The 22,099-nt window shown below is 67.7% G+C and carries 21 protein-coding genes; 6 read left to right on the top strand and 15 right to left on the bottom strand.

Annotation, left to right across the window (positions count from 1 at the left end; translation table 11 throughout):
• Positions 1 to 29 precede the first annotated feature (29 nt).
• From AC5P53_RS18825 to ttcA, 3 genes are read right to left on the bottom strand one after another with little or no spacing between them, the layout of a single operon-like run.
• On the bottom strand, positions 30 to 809 hold the full coding sequence (locus AC5P53_RS18825) for a YgjP family zinc-dependent metalloprotease (protein WP_241887669.1): 780 nt from the start codon (positions 807 to 809) through the stop codon (positions 30 to 32).
• Positions 810 to 868: 59 nt separating this feature from the next.
• Complete coding sequence (locus AC5P53_RS18830; protein WP_005411825.1) at positions 869 to 1,774, bottom strand: recombination-associated protein RdgC; 906 nt, start codon at positions 1,772 to 1,774, stop codon at positions 869 to 871.
• A 36-nt stretch (positions 1,775 to 1,810) separates the two neighbouring features.
• Positions 1,811 to 2,731 (bottom strand): tRNA 2-thiocytidine(32) synthetase TtcA, encoded by a 921-nt coding sequence (gene ttcA, locus AC5P53_RS18835; RefSeq protein WP_032962383.1) that lies wholly within the window; start codon positions 2,729 to 2,731, stop codon positions 1,811 to 1,813.
• A gap of 91 nt (positions 2,732 to 2,822) precedes the next feature.
• Between ttcA and AC5P53_RS18840 the strand changes: the two genes are divergently transcribed.
• Positions 2,823 to 3,026 (top strand): YdcH family protein, encoded by a 204-nt coding sequence (locus tag AC5P53_RS18840; RefSeq protein WP_032962381.1) that lies wholly within the window; start codon positions 2,823 to 2,825, stop codon positions 3,024 to 3,026.
• A gap of 100 nt (positions 3,027 to 3,126) precedes the next feature.
• Here AC5P53_RS18840 and plsB read toward each other — a convergent pair whose 3' ends face one another.
• The 5 genes from plsB to AC5P53_RS18865 form a co-directional block, all read right to left on the bottom strand.
• On the bottom strand, positions 3,127 to 5,763 hold the full coding sequence (gene plsB / locus AC5P53_RS18845; RefSeq protein ID WP_032962379.1) for a glycerol-3-phosphate 1-O-acyltransferase PlsB: 2,637 nt from the start codon (positions 5,761 to 5,763) through the stop codon (positions 3,127 to 3,129).
• The gene (locus AC5P53_RS18850; protein ID WP_014645453.1) at positions 5,763 to 6,716 is read right to left on the bottom strand and encodes a hypothetical protein; all 954 of its coding nucleotides are present in this window, start codon (positions 6,714 to 6,716) and stop codon (positions 5,763 to 5,765) included. Before AC5P53_RS18850 ends, plsB begins: the two co-directional genes overlap by 1 nt.
• A gap of 316 nt (positions 6,717 to 7,032) precedes the next feature.
• On the bottom strand, positions 7,033 to 7,854 hold the full coding sequence (locus AC5P53_RS18855) for a S1 family peptidase (protein WP_032962376.1): 822 nt from the start codon (positions 7,852 to 7,854) through the stop codon (positions 7,033 to 7,035).
• A gap of 218 nt (positions 7,855 to 8,072) precedes the next feature.
• The gene (gene pyrF / locus AC5P53_RS18860; RefSeq protein WP_495227481.1) at positions 8,073 to 8,798 is read right to left on the bottom strand and encodes an orotidine-5'-phosphate decarboxylase; all 726 of its coding nucleotides are present in this window, start codon (positions 8,796 to 8,798) and stop codon (positions 8,073 to 8,075) included.
• Positions 8,795 to 9,718, bottom strand: a complete 924-nt coding sequence (locus tag AC5P53_RS18865; RefSeq protein ID WP_495227482.1) for a 5'-nucleotidase, lipoprotein e(P4) family — start codon at positions 9,716 to 9,718, stop codon at positions 8,795 to 8,797. Before AC5P53_RS18865 ends, pyrF begins: the two co-directional genes overlap by 4 nt.
• A 101-nt stretch (positions 9,719 to 9,819) precedes the next feature.
• Here AC5P53_RS18865 and AC5P53_RS18870 point away from each other — a divergent pair, with 101 nt between their 5' ends.
• Positions 9,820 to 10,470: a YceH family protein gene (locus tag AC5P53_RS18870; protein WP_014645449.1), complete on the top strand. Its 651-nt coding sequence runs from the start codon at positions 9,820 to 9,822 to the stop codon at positions 10,468 to 10,470.
• 131 nt (positions 10,471 to 10,601) lie between these two features.
• Here AC5P53_RS18870 and AC5P53_RS18875 read toward each other — a convergent pair whose 3' ends face one another.
• A complete protein-coding gene (locus tag AC5P53_RS18875; RefSeq protein ID WP_032962369.1) occupies positions 10,602 to 11,126 on the bottom strand; it encodes a GNAT family N-acetyltransferase in 525 nt (174 codons plus the stop codon).
• An 84-nt stretch (positions 11,127 to 11,210) separates the two neighbouring features.
• Complete coding sequence (locus tag AC5P53_RS18880) at positions 11,211 to 13,187, bottom strand: UvrD-helicase domain-containing protein (RefSeq protein ID WP_241887671.1); 1,977 nt, start codon at positions 13,185 to 13,187, stop codon at positions 11,211 to 11,213.
• A 99-nt stretch (positions 13,188 to 13,286) separates the two neighbouring features.
• On the opposite strand from AC5P53_RS18880, the gene AC5P53_RS18885 reads away from it, so the two are divergent.
• Genes AC5P53_RS18885 through AC5P53_RS18895 form a run of 3 tightly spaced genes read left to right on the top strand, consistent with a single transcriptional unit; the run spans position 13,287 to position 15,354 of the window.
• Positions 13,287 to 13,958 (top strand): SEL1-like repeat protein, encoded by a 672-nt coding sequence (locus tag AC5P53_RS18885; protein WP_014645443.1) that lies wholly within the window; start codon positions 13,287 to 13,289, stop codon positions 13,956 to 13,958.
• Between the two features lie 37 nt (positions 13,959 to 13,995).
• The gene (locus AC5P53_RS18890; RefSeq protein WP_032962363.1) at positions 13,996 to 14,724 is read left to right on the top strand and encodes an SEL1-like repeat protein; all 729 of its coding nucleotides are present in this window, start codon (positions 13,996 to 13,998) and stop codon (positions 14,722 to 14,724) included.
• 9 nt (positions 14,725 to 14,733) lie between these two features.
• Positions 14,734 to 15,354 (top strand): thymidine kinase, encoded by a 621-nt coding sequence (locus AC5P53_RS18895; protein ID WP_008264720.1) that lies wholly within the window; start codon positions 14,734 to 14,736, stop codon positions 15,352 to 15,354.
• Positions 15,355 to 15,891: 537 nt separating this feature from the next.
• Here AC5P53_RS18895 and AC5P53_RS18900 read toward each other — a convergent pair.
• From AC5P53_RS18900 to AC5P53_RS18920, 5 genes are all read right to left on the bottom strand, one after another.
• A complete protein-coding gene (locus tag AC5P53_RS18900) occupies positions 15,892 to 17,496 on the bottom strand; it encodes an OpgD/OpgG family glucan biosynthesis protein (RefSeq protein WP_014645440.1) in 1,605 nt (534 codons plus the stop codon).
• A 105-nt stretch (positions 17,497 to 17,601) separates the two neighbouring features.
• Positions 17,602 to 18,414 (bottom strand): bifunctional DNA-formamidopyrimidine glycosylase/DNA-(apurinic or apyrimidinic site) lyase, encoded by an 813-nt coding sequence (gene mutM / locus AC5P53_RS18905; RefSeq protein WP_014645439.1) that lies wholly within the window; start codon positions 18,412 to 18,414, stop codon positions 17,602 to 17,604.
• 76 nt (positions 18,415 to 18,490) lie between these two features.
• Positions 18,491 to 19,309, bottom strand: coding sequence for a hypothetical protein (locus tag AC5P53_RS18910; protein ID WP_197605488.1), 819 nt, complete (start codon positions 19,307 to 19,309; stop codon positions 18,491 to 18,493).
• Between the two features lie 198 nt (positions 19,310 to 19,507).
• On the bottom strand, positions 19,508 to 19,840 hold the full coding sequence (locus AC5P53_RS18915; RefSeq protein ID WP_014645437.1) for an EF-hand domain-containing protein: 333 nt from the start codon (positions 19,838 to 19,840) through the stop codon (positions 19,508 to 19,510).
• A complete protein-coding gene (locus AC5P53_RS18920) occupies positions 19,837 to 21,039 on the bottom strand; it encodes a DesA family fatty acid desaturase (protein WP_014645436.1) in 1,203 nt (400 codons plus the stop codon). Before AC5P53_RS18920 ends, AC5P53_RS18915 begins: the two co-directional genes overlap by 4 nt.
• Positions 21,040 to 21,190: 151 nt before the next feature.
• Between AC5P53_RS18920 and AC5P53_RS18925 the strand changes: the two genes are divergently transcribed.
• Complete coding sequence (locus AC5P53_RS18925; protein WP_032962356.1) at positions 21,191 to 22,012, top strand: ABC transporter ATP-binding protein; 822 nt, start codon at positions 21,191 to 21,193, stop codon at positions 22,010 to 22,012.
• Positions 22,013 to 22,099: the final 87 nt, after the last annotated feature.

The raw sequence follows: 22,099 nt of genomic DNA on the forward strand, positions 1-22,099 counted from the left end.
ACGCGCGTCAGCCGAGCATCGGCTCGGCTCTACAGCAGCTGGCGAAGCATCGCCTTCAGCCTGCGCCCTTCCAGCTGGAAGTAGTCGCGCTGCTCGCGCCACGCGGGGAAACGTTGTTCCACTTCGTGCCAGAACGCGGGCGAATGATTCGGCTGGATCAGGTGGCAGAGTTCGTGCACCAGCACATACTCGAATGCTTCAGGGCGCCCCAGCACCAGTGCCAGGTCCAGTGCCATGCTGCCGTCCGGCGCCAGCGAGCCCCACTGCGAAGACATCACCTTCAGCCGCAGGCGGCTGGGTGCACGTGGCAGGGTGGGCAGGTACTTCGGCAGCCAGCGGCCGACATCGGCGCGGGTCTGTGCTTCGTAGAACTCGCGCAGCAGGCGGCGCAGGGTGGCATCGCCGGCACGGGTCGGCCACTGCACGCAGGCGCCGTGTTCATCGATCTCCAGCCGCGCATAGCGGCCTTCCTGCCAGCGCAGCGGCAACAGGTCGCCGCGCAGTGGCAGCACGCCGTCCTCGCCCGGCCGCAACGGGGCGGGCAGGCCCTGGCTCTGGTACTGGCGCAGCTGCAGCGCCAACCAGTCGCGGTGCTGTTCCAGGAATCGCTCGCCCATCACCAGGCTGGCCCGCGGCGGCAGCGTCAACCGTGCGCCGCGCTCGTCCACGCTCAGCTTGATCCGGCGCGCGCGCGGATCGCGCACGCGCAGCACCTCGATCTCGGCATCCTCCAGGCGCAGGCGAACGGTGTCGCGCTGCACGGTAGCGGGCGGGGTCGGGCTGATCAGGCGGCGCAGCAGACGGCTCATGCGCCCAGCATAGCGCTGCTTCGGGCCGCCGGATGACCGGCGGCCCACAGGGTGCCTGTTCAGTCAGCCTTGCTGAGCTTGAACGCTTCTTCCAGCAACAGGAACAGGCGGCGGATCTCGGCGCTCTGCAGGGCGAAGCGGGCGTCGAACTCGGCGCGGCGGCCGTCTTCGTCGGCATGCTCCAGCTGGTCCAGTGCGCCGTCGAGGAACTTCAGCTTGCGCACGATCAGGTCGTCGCCGATCACGAAGGACAGGTTGTCCTCGAAGATCAGCGCCAGCTTGGTCACCTGCTTGCCGGCGTCCAGATGCTTGTCGATCTCGTCGCAGCGCAGTTCCTGGTGCTGGCACTTGACCACGGCGCCGCCTTCCACCGGATCCTTCATCTCGCACTCTTCGCCCAGGCTCAGCCCGGTCGGCAGCGGCTCGCCGGCGATCCAGCCGGTCAGGATCGAACGCGGTGCGACTTCGGCGTTCAGCGGCATCGCCGGGAAGCTGCCGAGCAGGCCGCGGATGTCGGACATGAAGTACTCGCCGGTCTTGCGGCTGGAGGTATCCACCGCCACGTAGCCGTGCTGCAGGTCGATGAAGGCATCATTGCGCGAGGACTTCACGAAGGCGCGCGGCAGCAGTTCATGCAGCAGGTCGTCCTTCATCCGCTTGCGCTCGCGGCCACCCGGGCGGCGGCCTTCCTTCTCCTCGATCTCCTCCAGCTTGCGCTCGAGCAGGTCGTTGACCACCGCCGCCGGCAGGATCTTGTCCTCGCCGCCCACGGTCAGCCACAGGTGTTCGGCGATGCGGTGGGAGAGCAGTTCCTTCTCCTCGCGGCCGAACGGCGAGATGAAGCCGCGCGAATTCATTTCCAGCGCGCCGACCGGCTTCAGCAGGGCGTGCGGCAGCAGGGTGTCGACTTCGGAAAAATCGGTGGTGGTCGGGAAACGGAAGAACGTCAGGTTGCGAAAGAACATGGAATTCCGGATGGCGAAGAGGAAGGGCGCCCGACCTTAAACGGTGGGCGTCTCGGGATCTGCGTCGGCGTCGGCCGGGGAGCCGGCCAGCCAGGCATGGGCGTCGGGCAGCGGCGCGTCGTCGCGACGGCCCAGCGCCATGAAGTCGAACAGGGTGGTGTCGGCCAGCTGCGAGGGCCGGACTTCACCCATGGCGCGCGCGATCTGCTCGATGCGGCCCGGGTGGTCCTTTTCCCATTGCTTCAGCATCAGGCCGACCTGGCGGCGCTGCAGGTTCTCCTGGCTGCCGCACAGGTTGCAGGGAATGATCGGGAACCGGCGTGCCTGCGCGTACTCGACGATGTCACTCTCGCGCACGTAGGCCAGCGGCCGGATCACCACGTGCCTGCCGTCGTCGCTGCGCAGCTTCGGCGGCATGCCCGACAGCTTGGCGTGGTGGAACAGGTTCATGAAGAACGTGGCCACCATGTCGTCGCGGTGGTGGCCCAGCGCGATCTTGGTGAAGCCATGGGTCTCGGCGTAGTTGTACAGCGCGCCACGACGCAGGCGCGAGCACAGCGAACACATGGTCTTGCCTTCCGGGATGACCCGGCTGACCACCGAATAGGTGTCCTGCTCGATGATGTGGTACGGCACGCCCAGGCCTGCCAGGTATTCCGGCAGCACGTGCTCGGGGAAGTCCGGCTGCTTCTGGTCCAGGTTCACCGCCACCAGCTCGAACGGCACTGGCGCCTTCTTCTGCAGCTGCAGCAGCACGTCCAGCAGGGTGTAGCTGTCCTTGCCGCCGGACAGGCACACCATGACCTTGTCGCCGGCCTCGATCATGCCGAAGTCGGCAATCGCCTCGCCGACCTGGCGGCGCAGGCGCTTGGCCAGCTTGTGCTGCTCGCGCTCGGCCACGCGCGGATCGCGGGCGGCGCGCGGTGGGGGATCGGGAAGGGAAATCACGGCACTCATGGGTTCCATTCTAACGGCTCGGAGCCGCCCCGGCCGGGGATCGGGATTCCCCTCTCCCGGCGGTCATCATCGCTGTGTATGCTCGGAGGCTGTGGACACCTACAGCCCCGCCGAGATCGTCGAGCGCCTCGTCGCCCTGCGCGCCGAGCACCGCCTGCTGGATGAACAGATCACCCGCATGGCCGCCAACGGCGAGGACGAGCTGGAGTCCAAGCGCCTGAAGCGGCGCAAGCTGCAGCTGAAGGACTGCATCGCCAGGCTGGAAAGCCTGCAGATTCCCGACGAGCCGGCCTGAGCGGTGGCCCATCCACGCATGGCGTAGACCTACTGCTTCGCCCCGGTAGATGCCAACCTTGGTTGGCATGTCGTTCGCCGGGCAGGACCCGGCGCTGCCTTCAATCCTGCGGCGCAGGCTCGTCCGGGCGGGCCGCTTCCGGGCTGACCCGTTCGATGGTGTGGCGCAGCTCACGGCCCAGGATGAACTTGGCATCCTTGGCCCAGGCATCCAGGCGCTCGTCGAACAGCAGCTTGCTGTTCTCGTCCGGCCACACCAGGCGCAGTTCGCGCAGCTTCTGGATGAAGCCACGGAACAGGGACTTGTCGAAGAACTCCGGCGCGGCCGGCGCATAGAGCAGGCTCAGCCGCTGCGCGGCCTGCTGGCACAGGCTTTCCAGCTCGGCAGCGCCGAGCACGCCGGGGCCGTTCTTCACCAGCACCGAGATGGCAATGTAATAGCGCTCGAACGCCTGCTGCAGCGAATGGCCGATCGCGCGCAGGCGGAACACCTCGTCGGTCTGCCCGGTGTTGCGCGCCAGGATGCCGCCGTCGTCATCGTTGACGTTCTGCAGCAGGCCCTCGCGCACGAACACATCGATGGTCCGGTCGATGCGCTGGGCGAACTCGTCCTCGCTCCACGGCAGGAACAGCTCGGCCTGGAGGAACGGGTACACCGTACGGCCCAGCTGGACCAGGCCGGTGCGGCTCATGCGGCGGTTGTTCTGGAAGCAGCAGGCCACCCACGACGAGGCGGTGAACAGGTGCACCACGTTGTTGCGGAAGTAGCTCAGCAGCACTGCGGTGTCGCCACTGACGCTGAGCACATCGCCCAGCGGGTGCTTGATGCGGGTGAGGACGTTGATTTCCTCGGCGTGGGCGATGATCCGCTCCGGCGAGTGCGGCGTCACCGTCACCCGGTCCGAGTACGGCATCTCGACCAGCAGGGTCTTGCACAGTTCGATCTGCGCGATCAGGTCGGCCTCGCCCATCGCGTGCTTCGGCGTGGACAGCAGGGCCAGCGCCAGCAGGTTGATCGGGTTGACGTCGGCGGCGCCATTGATGCGCACCTGGATGCGTTCGGCCAGCGTGTCCACCGTGGTCGACAGCCAGGCCGGCTTTTCGTCCTCGGACACCGCCTCGCCCTTCCACTCCGGCGCCTTCTCGGCCAGCACGTCGTTCAGCGCGATCGGCTCGCCGAAGTTCACCACCACCTGGCCGTAGTTCTGCTTGAGCACCTTGGGGATGCCCCACAGCAGCGACCAGATCGATTCCTTTTCCTTCGGCCGGCCGGACAGTTCGTCCAGGTAGCTGCCGCCTTCCATCAGCTTCTCGTAGCCGATGTAGATGGGCTGGAACAGCACCGGCTTGCGCGGCTGGCGCAGGAACGCGCGCAGCGTCATCGAGATCATGCCGCCCTTGGGCTGCAGCAGCCGCCCGGTACGCGAGCGGCCGCCTTCGACGAAGTACTCCAGCGAGTAGCCACCGGCCACCAGCTGCGCGACGTATTCGCTGAGCACCGCCGAGTACAACGCGTTGCCACGGATCGAGCGGCGGATGAAGAATGCACCGCCCTTGCGCAGCAGGGTGCCGACCACCGGCAGGTTCAGGTTGATGCCGGCCACGATGTGCGGCGGCACGATGCCACGGTCGTACAGCAGGTAGGACAGCAGCAGGTAGTCCATGTGGCTGCGGTGGCTGGGCACGTAGACCACTTCGTGCCCCGGCGCGGCGGCCTTGAACTTGTCCAGGTGGTGCACCAGCACGCCCGCATAGATGCGGTTCCACACGTGGCTGAGCATGAAGCTGGCCGAGCGCACTACCGGGCTGGAATAGTCCGCAGCGATTTCCCAGGCGTAGGCGTGTGCCTTCTTCCAGGCATCGGCCGGCTTTGAGTTGTCGCGCTTGGCCTGTGCGGCGATCGCTTCGCGTACCGGCTCGGCGGCCAGCACCTGGTCCACCAGCAGGCGCCGGGTCGACAGGTCGGGGCCGATCACCGATTCACGGATGCGTCGGAAGTGCGTACGCAGCACGCGCTGCAGCTTGCGCACCGTGCGCTCCGGCTCCAGGCCTTCATCCACGGTGTTGCGCAGGGAGATCGGCGGGGCGAAGCGGACGATGGTGCTGCGGCCGTTGAGCAGCACCGCCAGCAGGCGACGGAAGCGGCCGACCAGTGCCCAGTTTTCCGAGAACAGCACCGCGAACCAACCGCTCTGCTTGTCCGGGGCGCGGCCGACGAAGATCGACACCGGCACCAGGTGCACGTCCAGGTCATCGCGCACGCGGTGCGCCTGCAGGACCTTGGCCAGCGAGTCGGAGTGGGTCTTGGCGCCGCGCTGCTCGGGAATCAGCGAGTTGCTGGAGCTGCGCCGCGACAGCGCCAGGTAGGCGCGCTTGCGGCCGGTCGGGTCACCGGCCAGCGGCACCAGAGGCGACGGCAGGCCGGCCTGGCGGCAGGCCTTGTCCAGGATCAGCGCGTTGGACAGGCCGTAGTCTTCCAGCACGTACATGACCGGGCGGCCATCGTTGTACTGGCCCGGGTCTTCCGGTTCGATCTTCAGCGACAGCCACGGCTCGACCAGGCGGCCGAGCAGGCGAGCCCACAGCGGGCGACGGCCGGCCGGACGCGCGTGCGCGGGCGGCGGTACCGGGTTCGGGCCGGTACCGGTCGAGGGGGACGCCGGCACCGTATCGGCGGGCGTCGACTGGGATTCTTCGCCGGGGAACGGCAGCGGGTTCTGTTTCGACATCGGCGCCATTATGGCTTAGGCGGCGGCGTTGCCGCTTCCCCACCTTCGGCGGGGGCTTCAGCGGCTGCCGGCGACGCGGCCGCGCGGGCCGCGTCGGCCTTGCGCAGCAGCGCGTCGGTGTCGGCCAGGGTACGGGTCAGGTACCAGTGGCCCTCGCGCCGGCTCAGTGGCAGCTGCAGGCTCATCTCGCGGCCGGCCAGGTCGTAGTGCAGGCGTACCAGCGCATTGTCGCCTTCCACCGAGAGCAGCTCGCCCCGTACGCTGCGAAGCGCGTCATCCACGCCCAGCCCGTAGCTGCCAAGCACCGCCTTGAGGGTGTGGATGAACGGCGCCAGCTGCTGCAGGCTGCCCTCCATGCCAGCCGCCTGCAGGCCAGCCTCGTCATCGAAGCCGACCTTGCCGGCCGCGCCGACCAGCGCGGCGATGGTGCTGCGTGCACGGGCGCGGTCACTGATCGGCGCGCCCTGCGCCCAAACGGCAAGGGTTTCGACCAGGGCGATGTAATGGGCCTGCTGGCCGGGCGTGTAGCCCTTCTGATGGCGCAGGTACTGCACCCCGAAATTGCCCATCGACTGCGCGGCCTGGCGCACGGCGCTGGCCTGGCCGGCCAGCTGGCGGTCGAAGCTGCGCTGCAGTTCGGTGCTGGCATCGGGCTTGCGCAGCGCGGCCAGCATCGGCAGCAGCTGGTCCCCCAGCGGCAGCTCGGTCAGCGGCCACTGGCTGTGTCCCTCCGCCCAGGCCTGCTGCAGCCGCTGATACTGGCCTGGCGGTACCGACAGCTTTGCGTAGCCGACCAGATCATCTTCGGCCAGGCGCAACGCCATCGCCTGCACCGCAGCCACCGGCTCGGCCGCCGGCCTGGCCGGATCGTTCACAGACTCGCGGCATGCCGCAACGGCCAGCAGCAGCATGGCCGCCAGCCCCCATCCACGCGCAGACCTTCCTCGCACCGCCACGCTCATGCACTCGGACTCCCCGGACCGGCCCGCATCTTGCGGCCTGCGACGTGACAGCGGCAAGCCGTGCGGTCACGTTTCCAACCAAGGGGGTCAGATCCCTTCTGCCGGCAGGCAGAAGGGATCTGACCCCAGAACCACCAGCGGGATAAAAAAAGAGCCCGGATCACGGGGATCACAGGCTCTTCAAACCGGCACGGGGCCGGAGGACAGTGTTGTGGCACATGTCCGGTCCGAGGACCGGATGGCGGCGATCCTACGCTGCCCTTCAAGTTAAGGCAACACTTCACGTAATACCATGTATGTATTTGATTTTATTGAATCAATCGTGCTGCCAGACGGATTCAATGAAATCTACGGCGTGTTTTTCGGCGATTCGGGCATAAATCCCCGGATAGCCGGCCAGCGCGCAGCCCTCGCCCCAGCTGACGATGCCGAACTGGGTCCAGCCCTCACGCAGGCGCAGCAGCAGCGGCCCGCCGGAGTCCCCCTGGCAGCTGTCGATGCCCTCGCGGCCGGCGCAGATCACCTTGCCGCGCGACAGTTCCCCGCCGTAGGCCTGCTGGCATTCATCGAATGCCACGAACGGCACCTGCACGGTCTGCAGCTGGGTCGGGTAGACCCGGCCATCGCCGATGTCGGTGTCGCCCCAGCCGATCACGGTGAATTCGCGGCCCGGCTTGAGATAACTGGCGTCGGGCCGCAGCCGCAGCGCCACCGGCTGTGCACCGTCCAGGGGGGCGTTGAGCTGGATCAGGGCCACGTCGTGCTCCAACGAGTTGCCGCTGTTGAATGCCGGATGGACGTGGATCGCCTTGACGTTGGAGGCGCGGGGCGAGGCTTCGGTGGACAGGGCCGCGGCGTTGCCGACGACGGCGATGCCGCCCGGCGCTTCCCCCTGCATGCAGTGCGCGGCGGTCAGCACCCACGAAGGCGAGATGAGGGTGCCCCCGCAGAAGTGGCGGTCATGATCCGAATCGCCGTCGAAGATGCCCTGGATGCTGACCATGAACGGGTACTCGCCAGCCGGCGCTGCTTCACCGCCGATGATGCGCGGTGCTTCGCGCACCTGTGGCGCAGCGAAGGCGGGTACGGCGGACGCGGCCAACAACAGGCCGATGAACAAAGAGGTGCTGCGATACATATCCCTGTACTCCTCTATCAATGGTTGGAACCGGCGCGGCCGCGGTCCGTGCCGGTGCATCGATTGGGAAGCAGGGATGAAGCCTGCAGCGCGAACGCGCGCACAGTTTCGGTGCAATGCGCTGCCTGCGACAGTCGCAGGCCAACAATTGCGAACGCCATCCCGCATGGATCGGAATGGCGTTCGTGGTGCCGGCGTGACCGGCGTCAGCGGTGGGCTCAGCGTGCAGCCAGAGCCGACGCGATTTCCTGCTGGATTGCCTGCGCAGCGGCCTGCGGATCAGCCGCCAGGCGGATCGGGCGTCCGACCACGATGGCGTCGGCGCCATCGGCGAAGGCCTGGGCCACGCCAACGGTGCGCTTCTGGTCATCGCCGACCGGACCACCGGGACGGATGCCCGGACAGACGATCGAGAACCCGCTACCGGTCGCGGCACGGATCGGTGCAGCCTCCTGGCCCGAGGCGATCACGCCATCGACGCCCGCTGCCTGGGCGGCCAACGCGCGTTCGACCACCACGTCCACCGGCTCGCAGTCGACGCCCATCTGCGCCAGATCGGCGCGCCCCATCGAGGTCAGCACGGTCACCGCCAGCAGCCGCATGTCGCTGCTGTTGGCGGCCGCGCAGGCCTCCATCATCGCCGGGTGCCAGCCATGGATGGTGGCGTAGCTGACCGGCCACTGCGACAGGCGCTTGATCACCGCCGCAGCGGTCGCCGGGATGTCGAAGAACTTCAGGTCGACGAACACGCGCTTGTCGCGGCGGGCCAGCTCATCCAGCACCTGGAAGTACTCGCCGGAGGCGAGCAGTTCCATGCCGATCTTGTAGAACGCCACGCTGTCACCAAGGCGATCGACCCAGTCCAGTGCCTGCACGCGATCAGGCACGTCCAGCGCGAAGATCAGGCGCTCATCGGCGCGCAACGGCAGCGGTGCGCGGCTCACGGGGCGTAGTCCAGGGCGGCGCGCTTGGCGTCGTGGCGGGCCTGGCGCGACTGGCTGTAGTCGTTGTTGAACTGCGCCGGCTCGAAGCCGCCGTAGGTCGGGTTCGGCAGCATCCACCAGCGCTCGCCGAACCACTCGTGGTACTGCTGCAGCAGCGCGTCACGGCCGTCGTTGGTGTTGGCGGTCACTTCGACGAAGTCACCCAGCTGGTCGCCGAACTGCATCAGCACGCGGTACTTCTGCCCTGCCAGGCGGCGGCGGCAGTTCTTCTCGCTGCCGGCCTGCTCGCAGCCCGGCACCACCGTGCCCAGGCCAAGGAACACGCTGTCGTCGGCCACCGGCAGGCCCTGCTCGCGCAGGTTGGCCAGGGTCGCGTCCTTCAGGTGCACGGCGCGGTTGGAGATGTAGAGCAGGGTCACGCCCTTGGCATTGGCGGCCTTGGCGAAGTCGACCACGCCCGGGATCGCCTTGGCCTTCTTTTCGGCTACCCACTGGTCCCAGGTCAGTTCGTCGTATTCCTTGCCATCGCGCACCAGGCGCGCCTGGTAGGGCGAGTTGTCCAGCACGGTCTCGTCCACGTCCAGCACCACGGCCGGCTTCAGGCCCTTGGCGTCGTTGCCGCGCTCTTCCGGCACCAGCGCATCCCAGTGGGCTTCCTTCAACGCCGCATCCAGGTGGTCGGCGGCGGCGCGGTAGGTCTGCTCGGTGATCGCCCTGTACTCCTGCGCGCGCTGCATCCACAGCACTGCGTTGAGGTTGTCGTTGGCGGTGGCATCGAGCGCGCCGTCGGCCTTGGCGGCGGCAGCGGGCGCCTGCGGGGCCGTGGCTTCGGCGGCGGGCGCCTCCACGCGCTTGCAGGCGGACAGGCCCAGCGCCGCAGTGGCGAGCAGGGTCAGGGACAGGGAAACGGGACGACGCATGGATTCACCGGCAATCAGATATACCGGCGCATTTTACCGGCAAAGCCGGCCCCGGGACGGCTATGCTTGGCGGTTGACCCGTTGCCCTTCCGGAGGCCGCCATGACCGATTCCGCCCAGACCCCTGACGTCCCCCTGCTCGACGCCGTGCAGGCCCGCCTGCTGGGCTGCCTGGTGGAGAAGGAGGCGACCACCCCGGACACCTACCCGCTGACGGTCAACGCGGCCCAATCGGCGGCCAACCAGAAGACCGCGCGCGAGCCGGTGATGAACGTGGACGCTGGCAGCGTGCAGCACGCGCTGCGCCAGCTGGAGGCGTTGGGCCTGGCCCGCCAGCACTTCTCCTCGCGCGCCGATCGCTACGAACACCGCCTGCAGGCCGCGCTGGACCTGACCCGGCAGCAGACCGTGCTGCTGGCGCTGCTGCTGCTGCGCGGTCCACAGACGCTGGGCGAGCTGGTCACGCGCAGCGAGCGCCTGCACCGCTTCGCCGACACCGACGAAGCTCGCCATGCCATCGAGCGCCTGCAGCAGCGTGCGCTGCTGGTGGTGCTGCCGCGTGCCAGTGGCCAGCGCGAAGACCGCTACATGCACCTGCTGTGCGGTGAAGTGGATGGCGCGGCGCTGGCGGCGAAGTACGCCAGCAGCAGCGGCAGCAGCGATGCGGCCGACCCGGGCCTGGCCGAGCGCGTGGCCCAGCTGGAAGCGGCCGTGGCCGAGCTGCAGGCACAGCTGGCCGAACTGCGCGGTTGAGGCAATCTACTGGGGTCGGATCCCGCAAGGCGGGCTCTGACCCCAGTGCTATCCCGGGTTGCCGGCCAGCGGCCGGCACTACCGGATGTCCTGCCGATGCAGTGCAGACCAACTGTCGGCACCCACCATGATCAAACCTCGGCCGCGCCCGGCGTGGCATACAGCCGGCTCGGGCTGTCCACGCCCGGTAGCTGGATCACCCCACGTTCCTGCATGCCCAGGCCCAGCAGGATCTTTCCGGACACCACGTTGTCCAGGTCGGTGATGCCATACAGATCGTGCAGGCCCAGCGCTCCGCGTGCATGCGCGAACACTGCCCGCGCCGCCTCGCCGGCATAGCCCTGCCCGGCAAATTCCGAAAGCACCGCATAGCCGATATCCGGCCCCGGCAGGCCATCACGCCGCACCAGCCCGGCGTTGCCCAGCCAGGCACCATCGGACAAGCGCTCGATGGCATACATGCCGAACCCGTTCAACGCATAGCTGTGCAGCACCCGCAGCGCGATGTACTCCCGCGCCTGCGCCTCACTGCGCACATCACGGTCGCCGATGAAGCGCAGGAAACCCGGATCGTTCAACAGCGCCAGCATCGGCACCGCATCGCGATCAGGTTCGATCGCACGCAGGCGCAGGCGTTCACTTTCAATCGGATGCACGCGCAGACCTCCAATGGAAAAACCGATTGTAGAGCCGTGAGCTGGGATCGGATCCCTTCCCATCGGGAAGCGGTCCGGCCCCGGTCAATCGAACAACGCCTCGATCGCCGCCAACCCGGCACTTGCCCGCTCCTTCTTCCGCGCCGCATCGGCCACCGGGTCCGCACCATCGCGCTGGATCTCCTCGGCCGGGATCTCATCGAAGAACCGGCTCGGCTTCAGCCGCACGTGCTCGCCAAACTTGCGCGTGAGCTTGCTGTAACTCATCCACAGCTGGATCTTGGCGCGGGTGATGCCCACGTACAGCAGGCGACGTTCTTCCTGCAGGTTGCCCTCGTCCAGGCTGACCTGGTGCGGCAGCACGCCGTCCTCGCAGCCGACGATGAACACGTACGGGAACTCCAGGCCCTTGGAGGCATGCATGGTCATCATGCGCACCTGGTTGCCGCCCTCGTCCTTGTCGCTGCGCGACAGCAGCGCCAGCTGTCCGGCCAGGTCGGCCGCAGTGGCACCGCGCGGGCCGCCCTCGAACCACTGCGCCAGTTCCTCGATGTTGTTGGCACGGCGCTGGTAGCTGGCCTCTTCCTTGGCCTGCTGGCGCAGCTCGCTCAGCAACCCGGATTCCTTGGCCACCTTGCGGATCATGTCGCCGGACGTCACCTGGCGCATCTGTGCACGCAGGTCGCGCAGGATGTCGGTGAAGCGCGCCAGGCTGTTGGCCGCGCGCGGTGGGAGCTGCTGCAGGGCACCGATGGTTTCTGCCACATGCGCCATCGGCATGTCCTTTTCCTGGGCCAGCTCGGCCAGCCTGGCCAGCGTGCCGGCACCGACATCGCGCTTGGGCGACTGCACCGCACGCATGAACGCGGTGTCGTCATCCGGGTTCACCAGCAGGCGCAGCCAGGCCAGCGTGTCCTTCACTTCCTGGCGTTCCAGGAACATGGTGCCGCCGGTCAGGTGATAGGGAATGCGCAGCAGCTGCATCGCCTTTTCCAGCGGGCGCGACTGGAAGTTGCCACGGAACAGGATGCAGAAGTCACTCCACGGCACGTTGCGCGATTGCGCCACGAAGGCGATCTCGGCGGCGACCTTCTCCGCTTCATGTTCGCTGTTGCGGCATTCCCAAACACGGATGCGTTCGCCGTCGGCCTGGTCGCTCCACAGCTTCTTCAGGTGCTCATGCGGATTGTTGGCGATCAGCGCGTTGGCGGCGCGCAGCACGCGGTTGGAGCAGCGGTAGTTCTGCTCCAGCTTGATGATTTCCAGCGTGGGGTAATCGCGCCCCATCTGCTGCAGGTTTTCCGGGTTGGCGCCGCGCCAGGCGTAGATCGACTGGTCATCGTCGCCGACGCAGGTGAAGTTGCCCTTCTCACCGGCCAGCTGCTTGAGCAGGCGGTACTGCGCGTCGTTGGTGTCCTGGCATTCGTCCACCAGCAGGTAGCCGATGCGCTCGCGCCAGGCCAGCGCGATCTCCGGGTTCTCTTCCAGGATCTGCACCGGCAGGCGGATCAGGTCGTCGAAGTCGACCGCATTGAACGCGGTCAGCCGCAGCTGGTAGCGCTCGTAGACGCTGGCCGCTTCCTTCTCGCGGTTGCTGCGCGCGGCGGCCATCGCCTGTTCGGGCGACAGGCCAGCGTTCTTCGCGCGCGACACCAGGTTCTTCATGTCCTCGATGTCATCGGGCTTGGCGCCGTACATCAGGTCCTTGATCTGCGCGGCGGCATCATCGGCATCGAAGATCGAGAAACCGCGCTTCAGGCCCACGGCGGCATGTTCGATCTGCAGGAACTTCAGGCCCAGCGCATGGAAGGTACAGATGGTCACCTCGTCGGCGTCCTGCTCGCGCAGGCGCTTGGCCACGCGCTCGCGCATTTCCTTGGCCGACTTGTTGGTGAAGGTGATCGCAGCGATGCGGCGGGCCGGGTAGCGGCCACAGCCGATCAGGTGGGCAATCTTCTCCACGATCACGCGCGTCTTGCCGCTGCCGGCGCCGGCGAGCACCAGCAACGGGCCTTCGATGTGCAGGACCGCGGCAGCTTGGGGAGGATTCAGACCGTGCATGGGGACAGGATTGTAGCGGGGTGCCGGCAGGCCCACCTGACTTGCATGGCGCCCGCCCGTAAGGTATTGAATCGGCACCGGAACACAGGAGCGTGGTCCATGTCCCCGACTGTCATCGCCCGTCCGCTTGCGGCCGCCCTGCTCGGCCTGCTGGCCCTGCCTGCGGCCGGGTCCGGCCCGCCGCCGCGCACGGATGCCTATGAAGCGATCGTGCTGCAGTCGCACGAGTTCCTCGTCTACCATCCGGACCTGCGCTTCCGTGGGCTCGGCATGCAGGCCCGCGAACGGGGCCGCCACGAAGAAGCCCGCATCGACTTCCGCAATGCCGCGCGCTACGGCGACAAGCTGTCACAGGCAGCGCTGGCCGACATGCTCTGGAACGGGCAAGGCGGCCCGGCTGACCGCGCCCTGGGCTACGCGTGGATGGACCTGGCGGCCGAGCGCGGCACCGAGTGGCTGGTGGTGCAGCGTGAACGCTTCTGGGAGGCGCTGTCCGCCGACGAACGCGAGCGTGCGGTGCGCGAGGGCCGCGCGCTGTACGCCGAGTTCGGTGACCCCGCCGCCACACCGCGGCTGGAACGCGAACTGCGCGCCGGCAGCATGCAGCAGACCGGCAGCCGCGCCGGCTGGAGCGGCGCCATGCGCAGCCAGGGCCGCGGCGATGCCGGGCCGCGCGTGCTGCAACCGGAGAAGCACCAACTGGCTCGTTACTGGGATCCGGTGGCCTACCGGCAATGGCAGGACGAGGCGTTGGCGAAGTCGGGGCGATGACGTTGGTTTTTCCATGGCCATGGCCAGGAGGGCCATCATGAAGGCGAAACACGCTCCACTCTGCCTGTTGCTGCTTCTGTCGACGGCCGCTGCCGTCGCCGCAAAGGAATGTCCGGTTGAGGCCCCGCGACGGATTCCGCCCACCGTCCTGACCGGAGGGTTTTTCGATTCGCACCCGGACCTCTTCTGGCGAAGCATGGCCCAACGGGCCGAACAGGATAAACAGCCCGCCAGGGCCCTGGTCTACTACAAACGCTCGGCACGCTACGCCGACAAGTTCTCACAGGCAATGGTGGCAAGGCTGTACCAGGAGGGTATCGGCACTGCGCCGGACCCGGTGATGGCCTACATCTGGATGGACCTGGCCGCCGAGCGTATGTACCACGACTTCCTGGTCCTGCGGGAACACTACTGGGCACGCCTTGATCCGCTGCAGCAGGCACAGGCGATCGAGCGCGGCCAACAGGTATACGCCGACTATGGCGACCGCGTAGCCAAGCCCCGCATGGAACGGGCGCTCAGCGACGGGCGCCGGCAGATCACCGGCAGCCGCGTCGGCTACGTGAGCTCGGCCCTGGTCGTCGTGCAGCGCCGCGGCGACGAGCAGGGCATCGCAACACCAGGCAACATCGTCTACGACAACGACTACTGGAAGGCCGCCGACTACTGGTGCCTGCAGGACAACTACTGGCGGCCAGCGCTTGCGCCCAGCATCGAGATCGGTGCACCGCAGCAGATCCGCGACGGCGGGCCGGGTGGCGACTAGAATTGGCCGATGGCCAAGCTCTACTTCTACTATTCGGCGATGAACGCCGGCAAGACCACCACTCTGCTGCAGAGCGCACACAACTACCGCGAGCGCGGCATGCGGGTGGCGATCCTGACCCCGCGCCTGGACGATCGCGCCGGCGCCGGCGTGGTCGCCTCGCGGATCGGCCTGCGCGCCGATGGCATGGCCTTCGACCGCGATACCGACCTGCAGCGCTGGGTGGAGCAGGATCTGGCGGCCAACGGCCCGATGGGCTGCGTGCTGGTGGACGAGGCGCAGTTCCTGACCCGGGCCCAGGTCTGGCAGCTCAGCGAGGTAGTCGACCAGCTGCGAATTCCGGTGCTGTGCTACGGCCTGCGTACCGACTTCCGCGGCGAGCTGTTCGAGGGCAGCCAGTACCTGCTGGCCTGGGCCGACGAGATGCAGGAGATCAAGACCATCTGCCACAGCGGCAAGAAGGCGACCATGACCGTGCGCGTGGACGAGCATGGCCACGCCGTGCAGGATGGCCCGCAGGTGGAGATCGGTGGCAACGACCGCTACGTGTCGGTCAGCCGTGCGGAGTTCAAGAAGATCACCCGCGGCGAAGGACGGATCGATCCGGCGCAGGCACCCCTGCCGCTGTAAGGGGTGTTCTTTTGCAGGGCTTGCAGCCCTGCACCTGCAGAGACAACAGCAACGGCAACAGCGGGCATTCCGTGGGATGGCGGGGCGGTGTCGGAGTGCGGGGACGCTGCAAGTACGTCCCTGTAAGCTTGGCAGCCGCATCCATGCGGCTGACACCCCGCACTCCGACACCGCCCCACCTCTGACAGTTGGCCGCGGCTGTTGGTAGGTGTCGACCTTGGTCGACACATCTGTCAGATATCGAATGAAATTCCGGGGTCAGATCCGTTTTCCTTCGTAAAACGGATCTGACCCCATGAGCAATTCCGACAGATCGCGGCGATCTGTCGAAGGCGGGGTGGGTCCGGTGGCGGGAGTGTTCGCGGCATGGATGCCGCGACCAAGCCCCCAGGGAAGGGTTTACGGCGTCTCCCGACGCCGGACCCACCCCGCCTACCCTCAGGAAACCAGCTTCTGCTTCGGCTGTTGCTGTTGCTGTTGCTGTTGCTCTGGCCTCTGCAGGTGCAGGGCTGCAAGCCCTGCAAACCCAACCCTCTCTTAGTACAGCGTGCGCTCCGGCGCACCCGCCGGCGGCGGGGTGTACTGGTACAGCCAGGTTTCCGTAAGCGTCTTGCCACCACTGCGCAGGAACAGGCGGATGTCGATCTGCTCGGTACTGCCTTCCGGCGGCACCAGGTCGAACATCGCGCGATAGCCGTTGATCTCGCGCAGCGGGCGCGCCGACACGATCTCGACCCGGCCACGGCTGGCTTCCACCACCGCCTCGACCTCACCCTTGTCGATCAGGCTGGCCAGCTCGCCCCCTTCGAAGTCCACCGCGAAGCGCCAGCTGAAGTACTCGCGCTTCTTGCCGACCACACCGCCCAGGCCGGTGCGGCTGGCCACGCAGTGCGCCAGCGGCGGGCGCGCCGGCGGTTCGGCGCCCCAGTACAGGCGGTAGCCGACCAGCAGCTCCTGGCCCGGCTGCGGCTTTTCCTTCGGGTTCCAGAACGCCACGATGTTGTCGAACGTCTCGTCCACGGTGGGAATCTCCACCAGCTGCACCGAGCCCTCGCCCCATTCGCCCTTCGGCTCCACCCACAGGCACGGGCGCTTCTCGTAGAACACGCCGTCGTCCTGGTAATGGTCGAAATTGCGGTCGCGCTGCAGCAGGCCGAAGCCGCGCGGGTTGCGGTCCACGAACATGTTGAAGCGCAGGTTGCGCGGGTTCAGCAGCGGCCGCCAGATCCATTCGCCAGCGCCGGTCCACAGCGACAGGCCATCGGTATCGTGGATCTCCGGGCGCCAGTCCCATGCCATGCGGCGGTCGTTCTCGCCCACCTGGTACATGCTGGTGCACGGTGCGATGCCGAGCCGCTCGATCGGCTTGCGCGGGTACAGCGCGCTGTCGATGTCCATCAGCAGCACGTCGCCATTGGTGATCGCGAAGCGATAGGCGCCAGCCACGCTGGGTGAATCCAGCAGGCCGTAGACCACGATCGTGTCCGAATCAGCCGATGGCTGTTCCAGGTAGTAGGCGATGAAATCCGGGAATTCCTCCGGCTTGCCCATCCCGGTGTCGATCGCCAGGCCGCGCGCGGACTGGCCGTACTGGCCTTCCTTGCCGACCGCGCGGAAGTAGCTGGCGCCGAGGAAGGCGGCGAAGTCGCGGTCAGTGTCCTTGCGGGTGTTCAGGCGGAAGCCGGCGAAGCCGAGGTCGGCCGGCAGCTCGCCATCCTTGATGCCGCTCTTGCCGTAGTTGAACGCCGCGCCGTCATAGGCCAGCTCCTGCGCCTTGCCGTCGACCACGTCGAACATGCGCACCGGCGAATGGAAGTACAGGCCCAGGTGGAAGAACTTGGCCTGGAACTTGCCGGGCTGGTCGGCCCACAGCGCATGGTCCTGGCGGTAGCCGATCGACTGGTACTGGTCCCAGTCCAGTCCTTCCAGACGGCCCGGCAGCACCCGCTTGTGGCTCTTGTAGGGCGCCTGCGCCAGCGCGCGCGCCTGGCCCTTCAGGGTGGCGAAGTCGAACGGTTGCGGCTGGCCGAGGCGGCGCAGGCCCATCTGGCCGCTCCTGCTGGCCGCGCACGCGGGCAGGGACGGCAGGCCGAATGCAGCCAGGGCGAGGGAGGCATTGCGGATGAAGTCGCGTCGTTGCATGCAGGCGCGTCAGGCACAGGGAGGAAGGTCGGCCATCATAGGCAGACAAACGTTAACGGGCAGCGGAGACGCGCCCTGCCCGTTCAGCTGCCGCTGGCTGCCGGCTCAGCGCTGGCAGTGGCTGCACCAGACGCTGGCGCGCTGGCCGATGGTGGCGTGCTTCAGCGCGCGGCCACAGTTCGGGCAGGGCAGCCCGTCACGGCCGTACACCAGCAGTTCCTGTTCGAAGTAGCCCGGCGCGCCATCGGGGCTGATGAAATCGCGCAGGGTGGTGCCGCCACGGGTGATGGCATAGCCCAGGATCTCCTTCACCGCGTCGGCCAGCCGCTGGTAGCGTTCGCGCGAGATCTTCCCAGCCTCGCGCAGCGGACTGATGCCGGCCTTGAACAGGCTCTCGGCGGCGTAGATGTTGCCCACGCCCACCACCACCGCCTGGTCCATCAGGAAGGTCTTCACCGGCGCACTGCGGCCACGGCTGCGCGCAAACAGGTAGTCGCCGTCGAATCCCTCGTCCAGTGGCTCCGGGCCCAGCCCCTGCAGCAGCGGGTGGATCTCACCGGCGGGCTGCCAGAGCAGGCTGCCGAATCGGCGCGGGTCGTTGAAGCGCAGCAGGCGGCCGTTGTCCAGACTGATATCCACATGGTCGTGGGCGCGCAGCGGTGTGTCACCGGGCAGCACGCGCAGGCTGCCGGACATGCCCAGGTGCAGCACCGCGCTGCCGATGGCGGTATCCAGCAGCAGGTACTTGGCGCGCCGGCGGATGTCCTCGATGCGCTGCCCCGGCAGCAGCTCGGCCACTTCCGGTGGAATCGGCCAGCGCAGGTCGGCGCGGCGCAGGATCACGCCATGCACGCGGCGGCCCTGCAGGTGCGGCGCCAGGCCGCGGCGGGTGGTTTCGACTTCGGGCAGTTCAGGCATGCAGGGATTCTATCCCCGCTCTGCGGCCGGCACCTGGCCGTCGATGCCGGGGAATGATCCCCGGCATCGACCGGTGTCAGGCGCCCTGGCCGGCGCGCACAGGCTCCGCCGGAACCGGTGCCGCAGCGGCGGAGCGGTCCGGGAACAGCGACGGCAGCGTTTCCACGAACCGGGCCAGGCACTGGTCGCTGTAGCGCTCGGCCGTCTGCTTGACCAACGCATAGTCGTCGGCCTGCCAGGCTTCCAGGGGTGCGGCCACCGGTGCGTCGACCTGGCACTGCACGCCTTCGCCACCGACCAGGCGCAACAGCTTGCGGGTATACGGGAAGCCGACGTGCTGGGTCTGGCGCAGCTCGTACTGGGTATCGGCATCGCCCAGTTCCTTGTAGATCAGGGTGAAGCCATCGGCGGTGATCTGCACCGGCCGTACCTCTGCCGGCACAGCGCCCGGATGCGCGGTGAAGTACTCGGCCAGGCGCATGCGCACCTGGTCCTGCAGGTAACCGAAGGCCGGGTTCGGAACGGTCTCCACCCGGGTTCCCTTCAGCTGGTCCTTCTTGAACGAGCTGCCGCCGAGCGTGCCGGAAAACAATGACACGGCAACCTGCGCGGCCACCAGCTTGCCGGTGGTGGAACGCTGCACCAGGCGCAGCGTCTTGTCGCCGACTGGCTGGCCATCCGCGCCCATCTGCAGCTTTACGCTCACCGGCACCCGGCTTTCCCAGGCAGGCAGCTCCGCCACGGCGGCGACAACGCCGGCATCAGCGGCGGGAACGTCTGCAGCCGTCGCCGTGTCGGACGGGGCGGTCGGGGGTGGCTCATGGGCCAGCACAGGCGAGGCGATGACGAGGCTGCCGAGCAGCGCGGCCGCCAGCAGCGGTGGGTTCGATTTCATGGGGGATCCTTGGGTCGTGTCGGGCCAGTGCAGGCGATTCCGTTCGGCATCGATCATCGCAATGGCACCGCACTCCCTTCCATGTCCTTCCCCCTACCGCGATCCATCGCGGTCGACATGCCAGATCGCCTTACCCGTGCGGATCGACCGGTACCCGGGATCGCGTCGAACCCACCATCGGCAGCACGCCGGGAATCTTTAGCGCGGAGGCGCCGCCAGTTCGCGCGCATCCAGGAAACCATCACCGTTGGCATCCTGCTTGTGGAAGCGCTGCACGATCACCTGCCGCTGCTGCTCGCGGCTGATCGCCCTGCCCTTGCCACCGGGCAGCTCCTCGGCCGTCAGCACACCATCACCGTTGCGGTCCATGCGGTCGAAGGCATACAGCATCCACTGCACGTACTCGGCCTCGCTGACCCTGCCGTCGCCATCGCTGTCCATCCGCTGCAGATAGCTGGCGGTGTCGGTGACCTGGGCCAGCGCCGCGCCCGGCAGCAGTGCCGCCAGCAGAAGCCCGTACCCTGCCCTCACGCGCCCACCAGGCTGTAGCCCTTCAAGCGTGCGGCGTAGGCCTGCAACGCCGCGATACCGCTTTCCTCGGCCTCGCGGCACCACGCCTGCAACTGGTGCAGGCGCTCGGCGGCGTCGTGGCCTCGGGCTTCCAGCAACGCCGCCAGCCGCGCGCGGTACTCGACCAGGGTGCGGATGCGCGGGCGCTGTGCCACCCATGCGCTGAGCTGGGCACGGCTGTCCGGCTTCAGCCAGCGACCATCGTTGACCAGTCCACGGCGCAGCCGGCGCGGCAGCAGGCGGCGCAGCTTGGCTCCGGCCTGGGCGGCTTCCTCGCGCAGGGCCGGCATGAACACATTGCGCTGGTAGTCGGTCATCGCCTGGAAGCGATGCGACAGCAGCGCCTTAAGGGTCTCGGCATCGGGCACGGCGATGTTCGGACGCACGTCCATGGCCGGTGCCACCCGCAGCACCTTGGCCAGGCGCAGCGCCTGCAGCAGGCGGATCGCACTCCAGCCGATGTCGAATTCCCAGCGCCGCATCGCGAAGCGCGCCGAGCTGGGGAAGGCATGGTGGTTGTTGTGCAGCTCCTCGCCGCCGATCCAGAACCCCCACGGCGTGAGATTGGTGGAGGTATCGGCAGACTCGTAGTTGCGGTAGCCCCACCAGTGGCCCAGGCCGTTGACCACGCCGGCCGCCCAGAACGGGATCCATGCCATCTGGATCGCCCACAGGGCCACGCCGGGCAGGCCGAACAGCACGCTGTTGATCACCAGCAGCAGCACTGGGCCCAGCGTGGCGTGCGGGGTATACAGGTGGCGCTCGATCGCATCGTCCGGGGTGCCGCGCCCGTACTGTTCGATGTCCGCGCGCATGCCGCGTGCCTCCCGGTACAGCTCCACGCCGTGCCAGAACACCCTGCCGATGCCGCGGGTGACCGGGCTGTGCGGGTCGTCCTCGGTCTCCACCTTGGCGTGGTGCTTGCGATGGATGGCCACCCACTCGCGGGTGATCATCGAGGTGGTCAGCCACAGCCAGAAACGGAACACGTGGGCCAGCGCCGGGTGGAAATCGACCCCGCGATGGGCCTGGCTGCGGTGCAGGTACAGGGTCACCGAGAAGATGGTGATCTGGGTGAAGACCAGGAGCACTGCCAGCATGGCCCACCACCCCAGGCCGAGCACACCACCGGTCAACAGGGACATCAGGGCATCAGGCATGACGGCTCTCCGGATCGACGCGGGGATGGCAGACATGATGGCCGCTTGCGTTGCAAACTGCATCCCTGCGGCGATGTATCGCATCGCCATCCGTGGCACCGTTCACAGTTGGGGACCTGAGTTGTCGAGCCTTGATCCACGCGCCAGCGCCATGACCGCCGCCCCGCCCGTCGCGGAGCTGCCCCCCTTGATCGAACTGGACCGCGCCACCGTGGTGCGCGGCCAGGTGAAGGTGCTGCACGGGCTCAGCCTGCGCATCGCGCAGGGCCAGCACACCGCCCTGCTCGGCCCCAACGGCTGCGGCAAATCCACCTTCATCAAGCTGATCACCCGCGAACTGTATCCACTGGCGCAGGGCGACGGCACGGTGGCGGTGAAGGTGCTGGGCCAGAATCGCTGGCAGGTGGACCGGCTGCGCTCGCAGCTGGGCATCGTCACCGGCGACCTCAGCAGCAACCTGGCCGACATGCCCGGCCTGACCGTGGAACAGGCGGTGCTGTCCGGCTTCTTCGCCAGCTACGTGGTGCCGGCCTTCCGCGAGGTGACCGCCGACATGCGTGCACGCGTCGGCGAAACGCTGGCGATGACCGGCGCCCTGACGCTGCGCGAGCGCGCCTATGCCGAGCTGTCGGCCGGCGAGACCCGCCGCGTGCTGATCGCCCGCGCGCTGGTCAATCGACCGCAGGCACTGCTGCTGGACGAACCCTCCACCGGGCTGGACCTGGTCGCCCGCGAGCAGCTGGTGGCGACCATGCGGGTGCTGGCGCAGCAGGGCATCACCCTGGTGCTGGTGACCCACCACATCGAAGAGATCATTCCCGAGATCGAGCGCGTGGTGCTGCTGCGCGATGGTCGCGTACTGGCCGACGGCACCCGCGCCGAGCTGCTGCGCAACGAACCGCTGTCGGCGGTGTTCGGCGGCGCGATCACCGTATGCGAGCAGGAAGGCCGGCTGACCGCGTACGCGGGGTGATCGACATGCCACTGTAGAGCCGAGCCGATGCTCGGCTGCTCCTGATCACGACAAACAGCAGCCGGGCATCGGCTCGGCTCTACAGGA

The sequence above is a fragment of the Stenotrophomonas sp. YJH_SMC_82 genome (assembly GCF_059368875.1).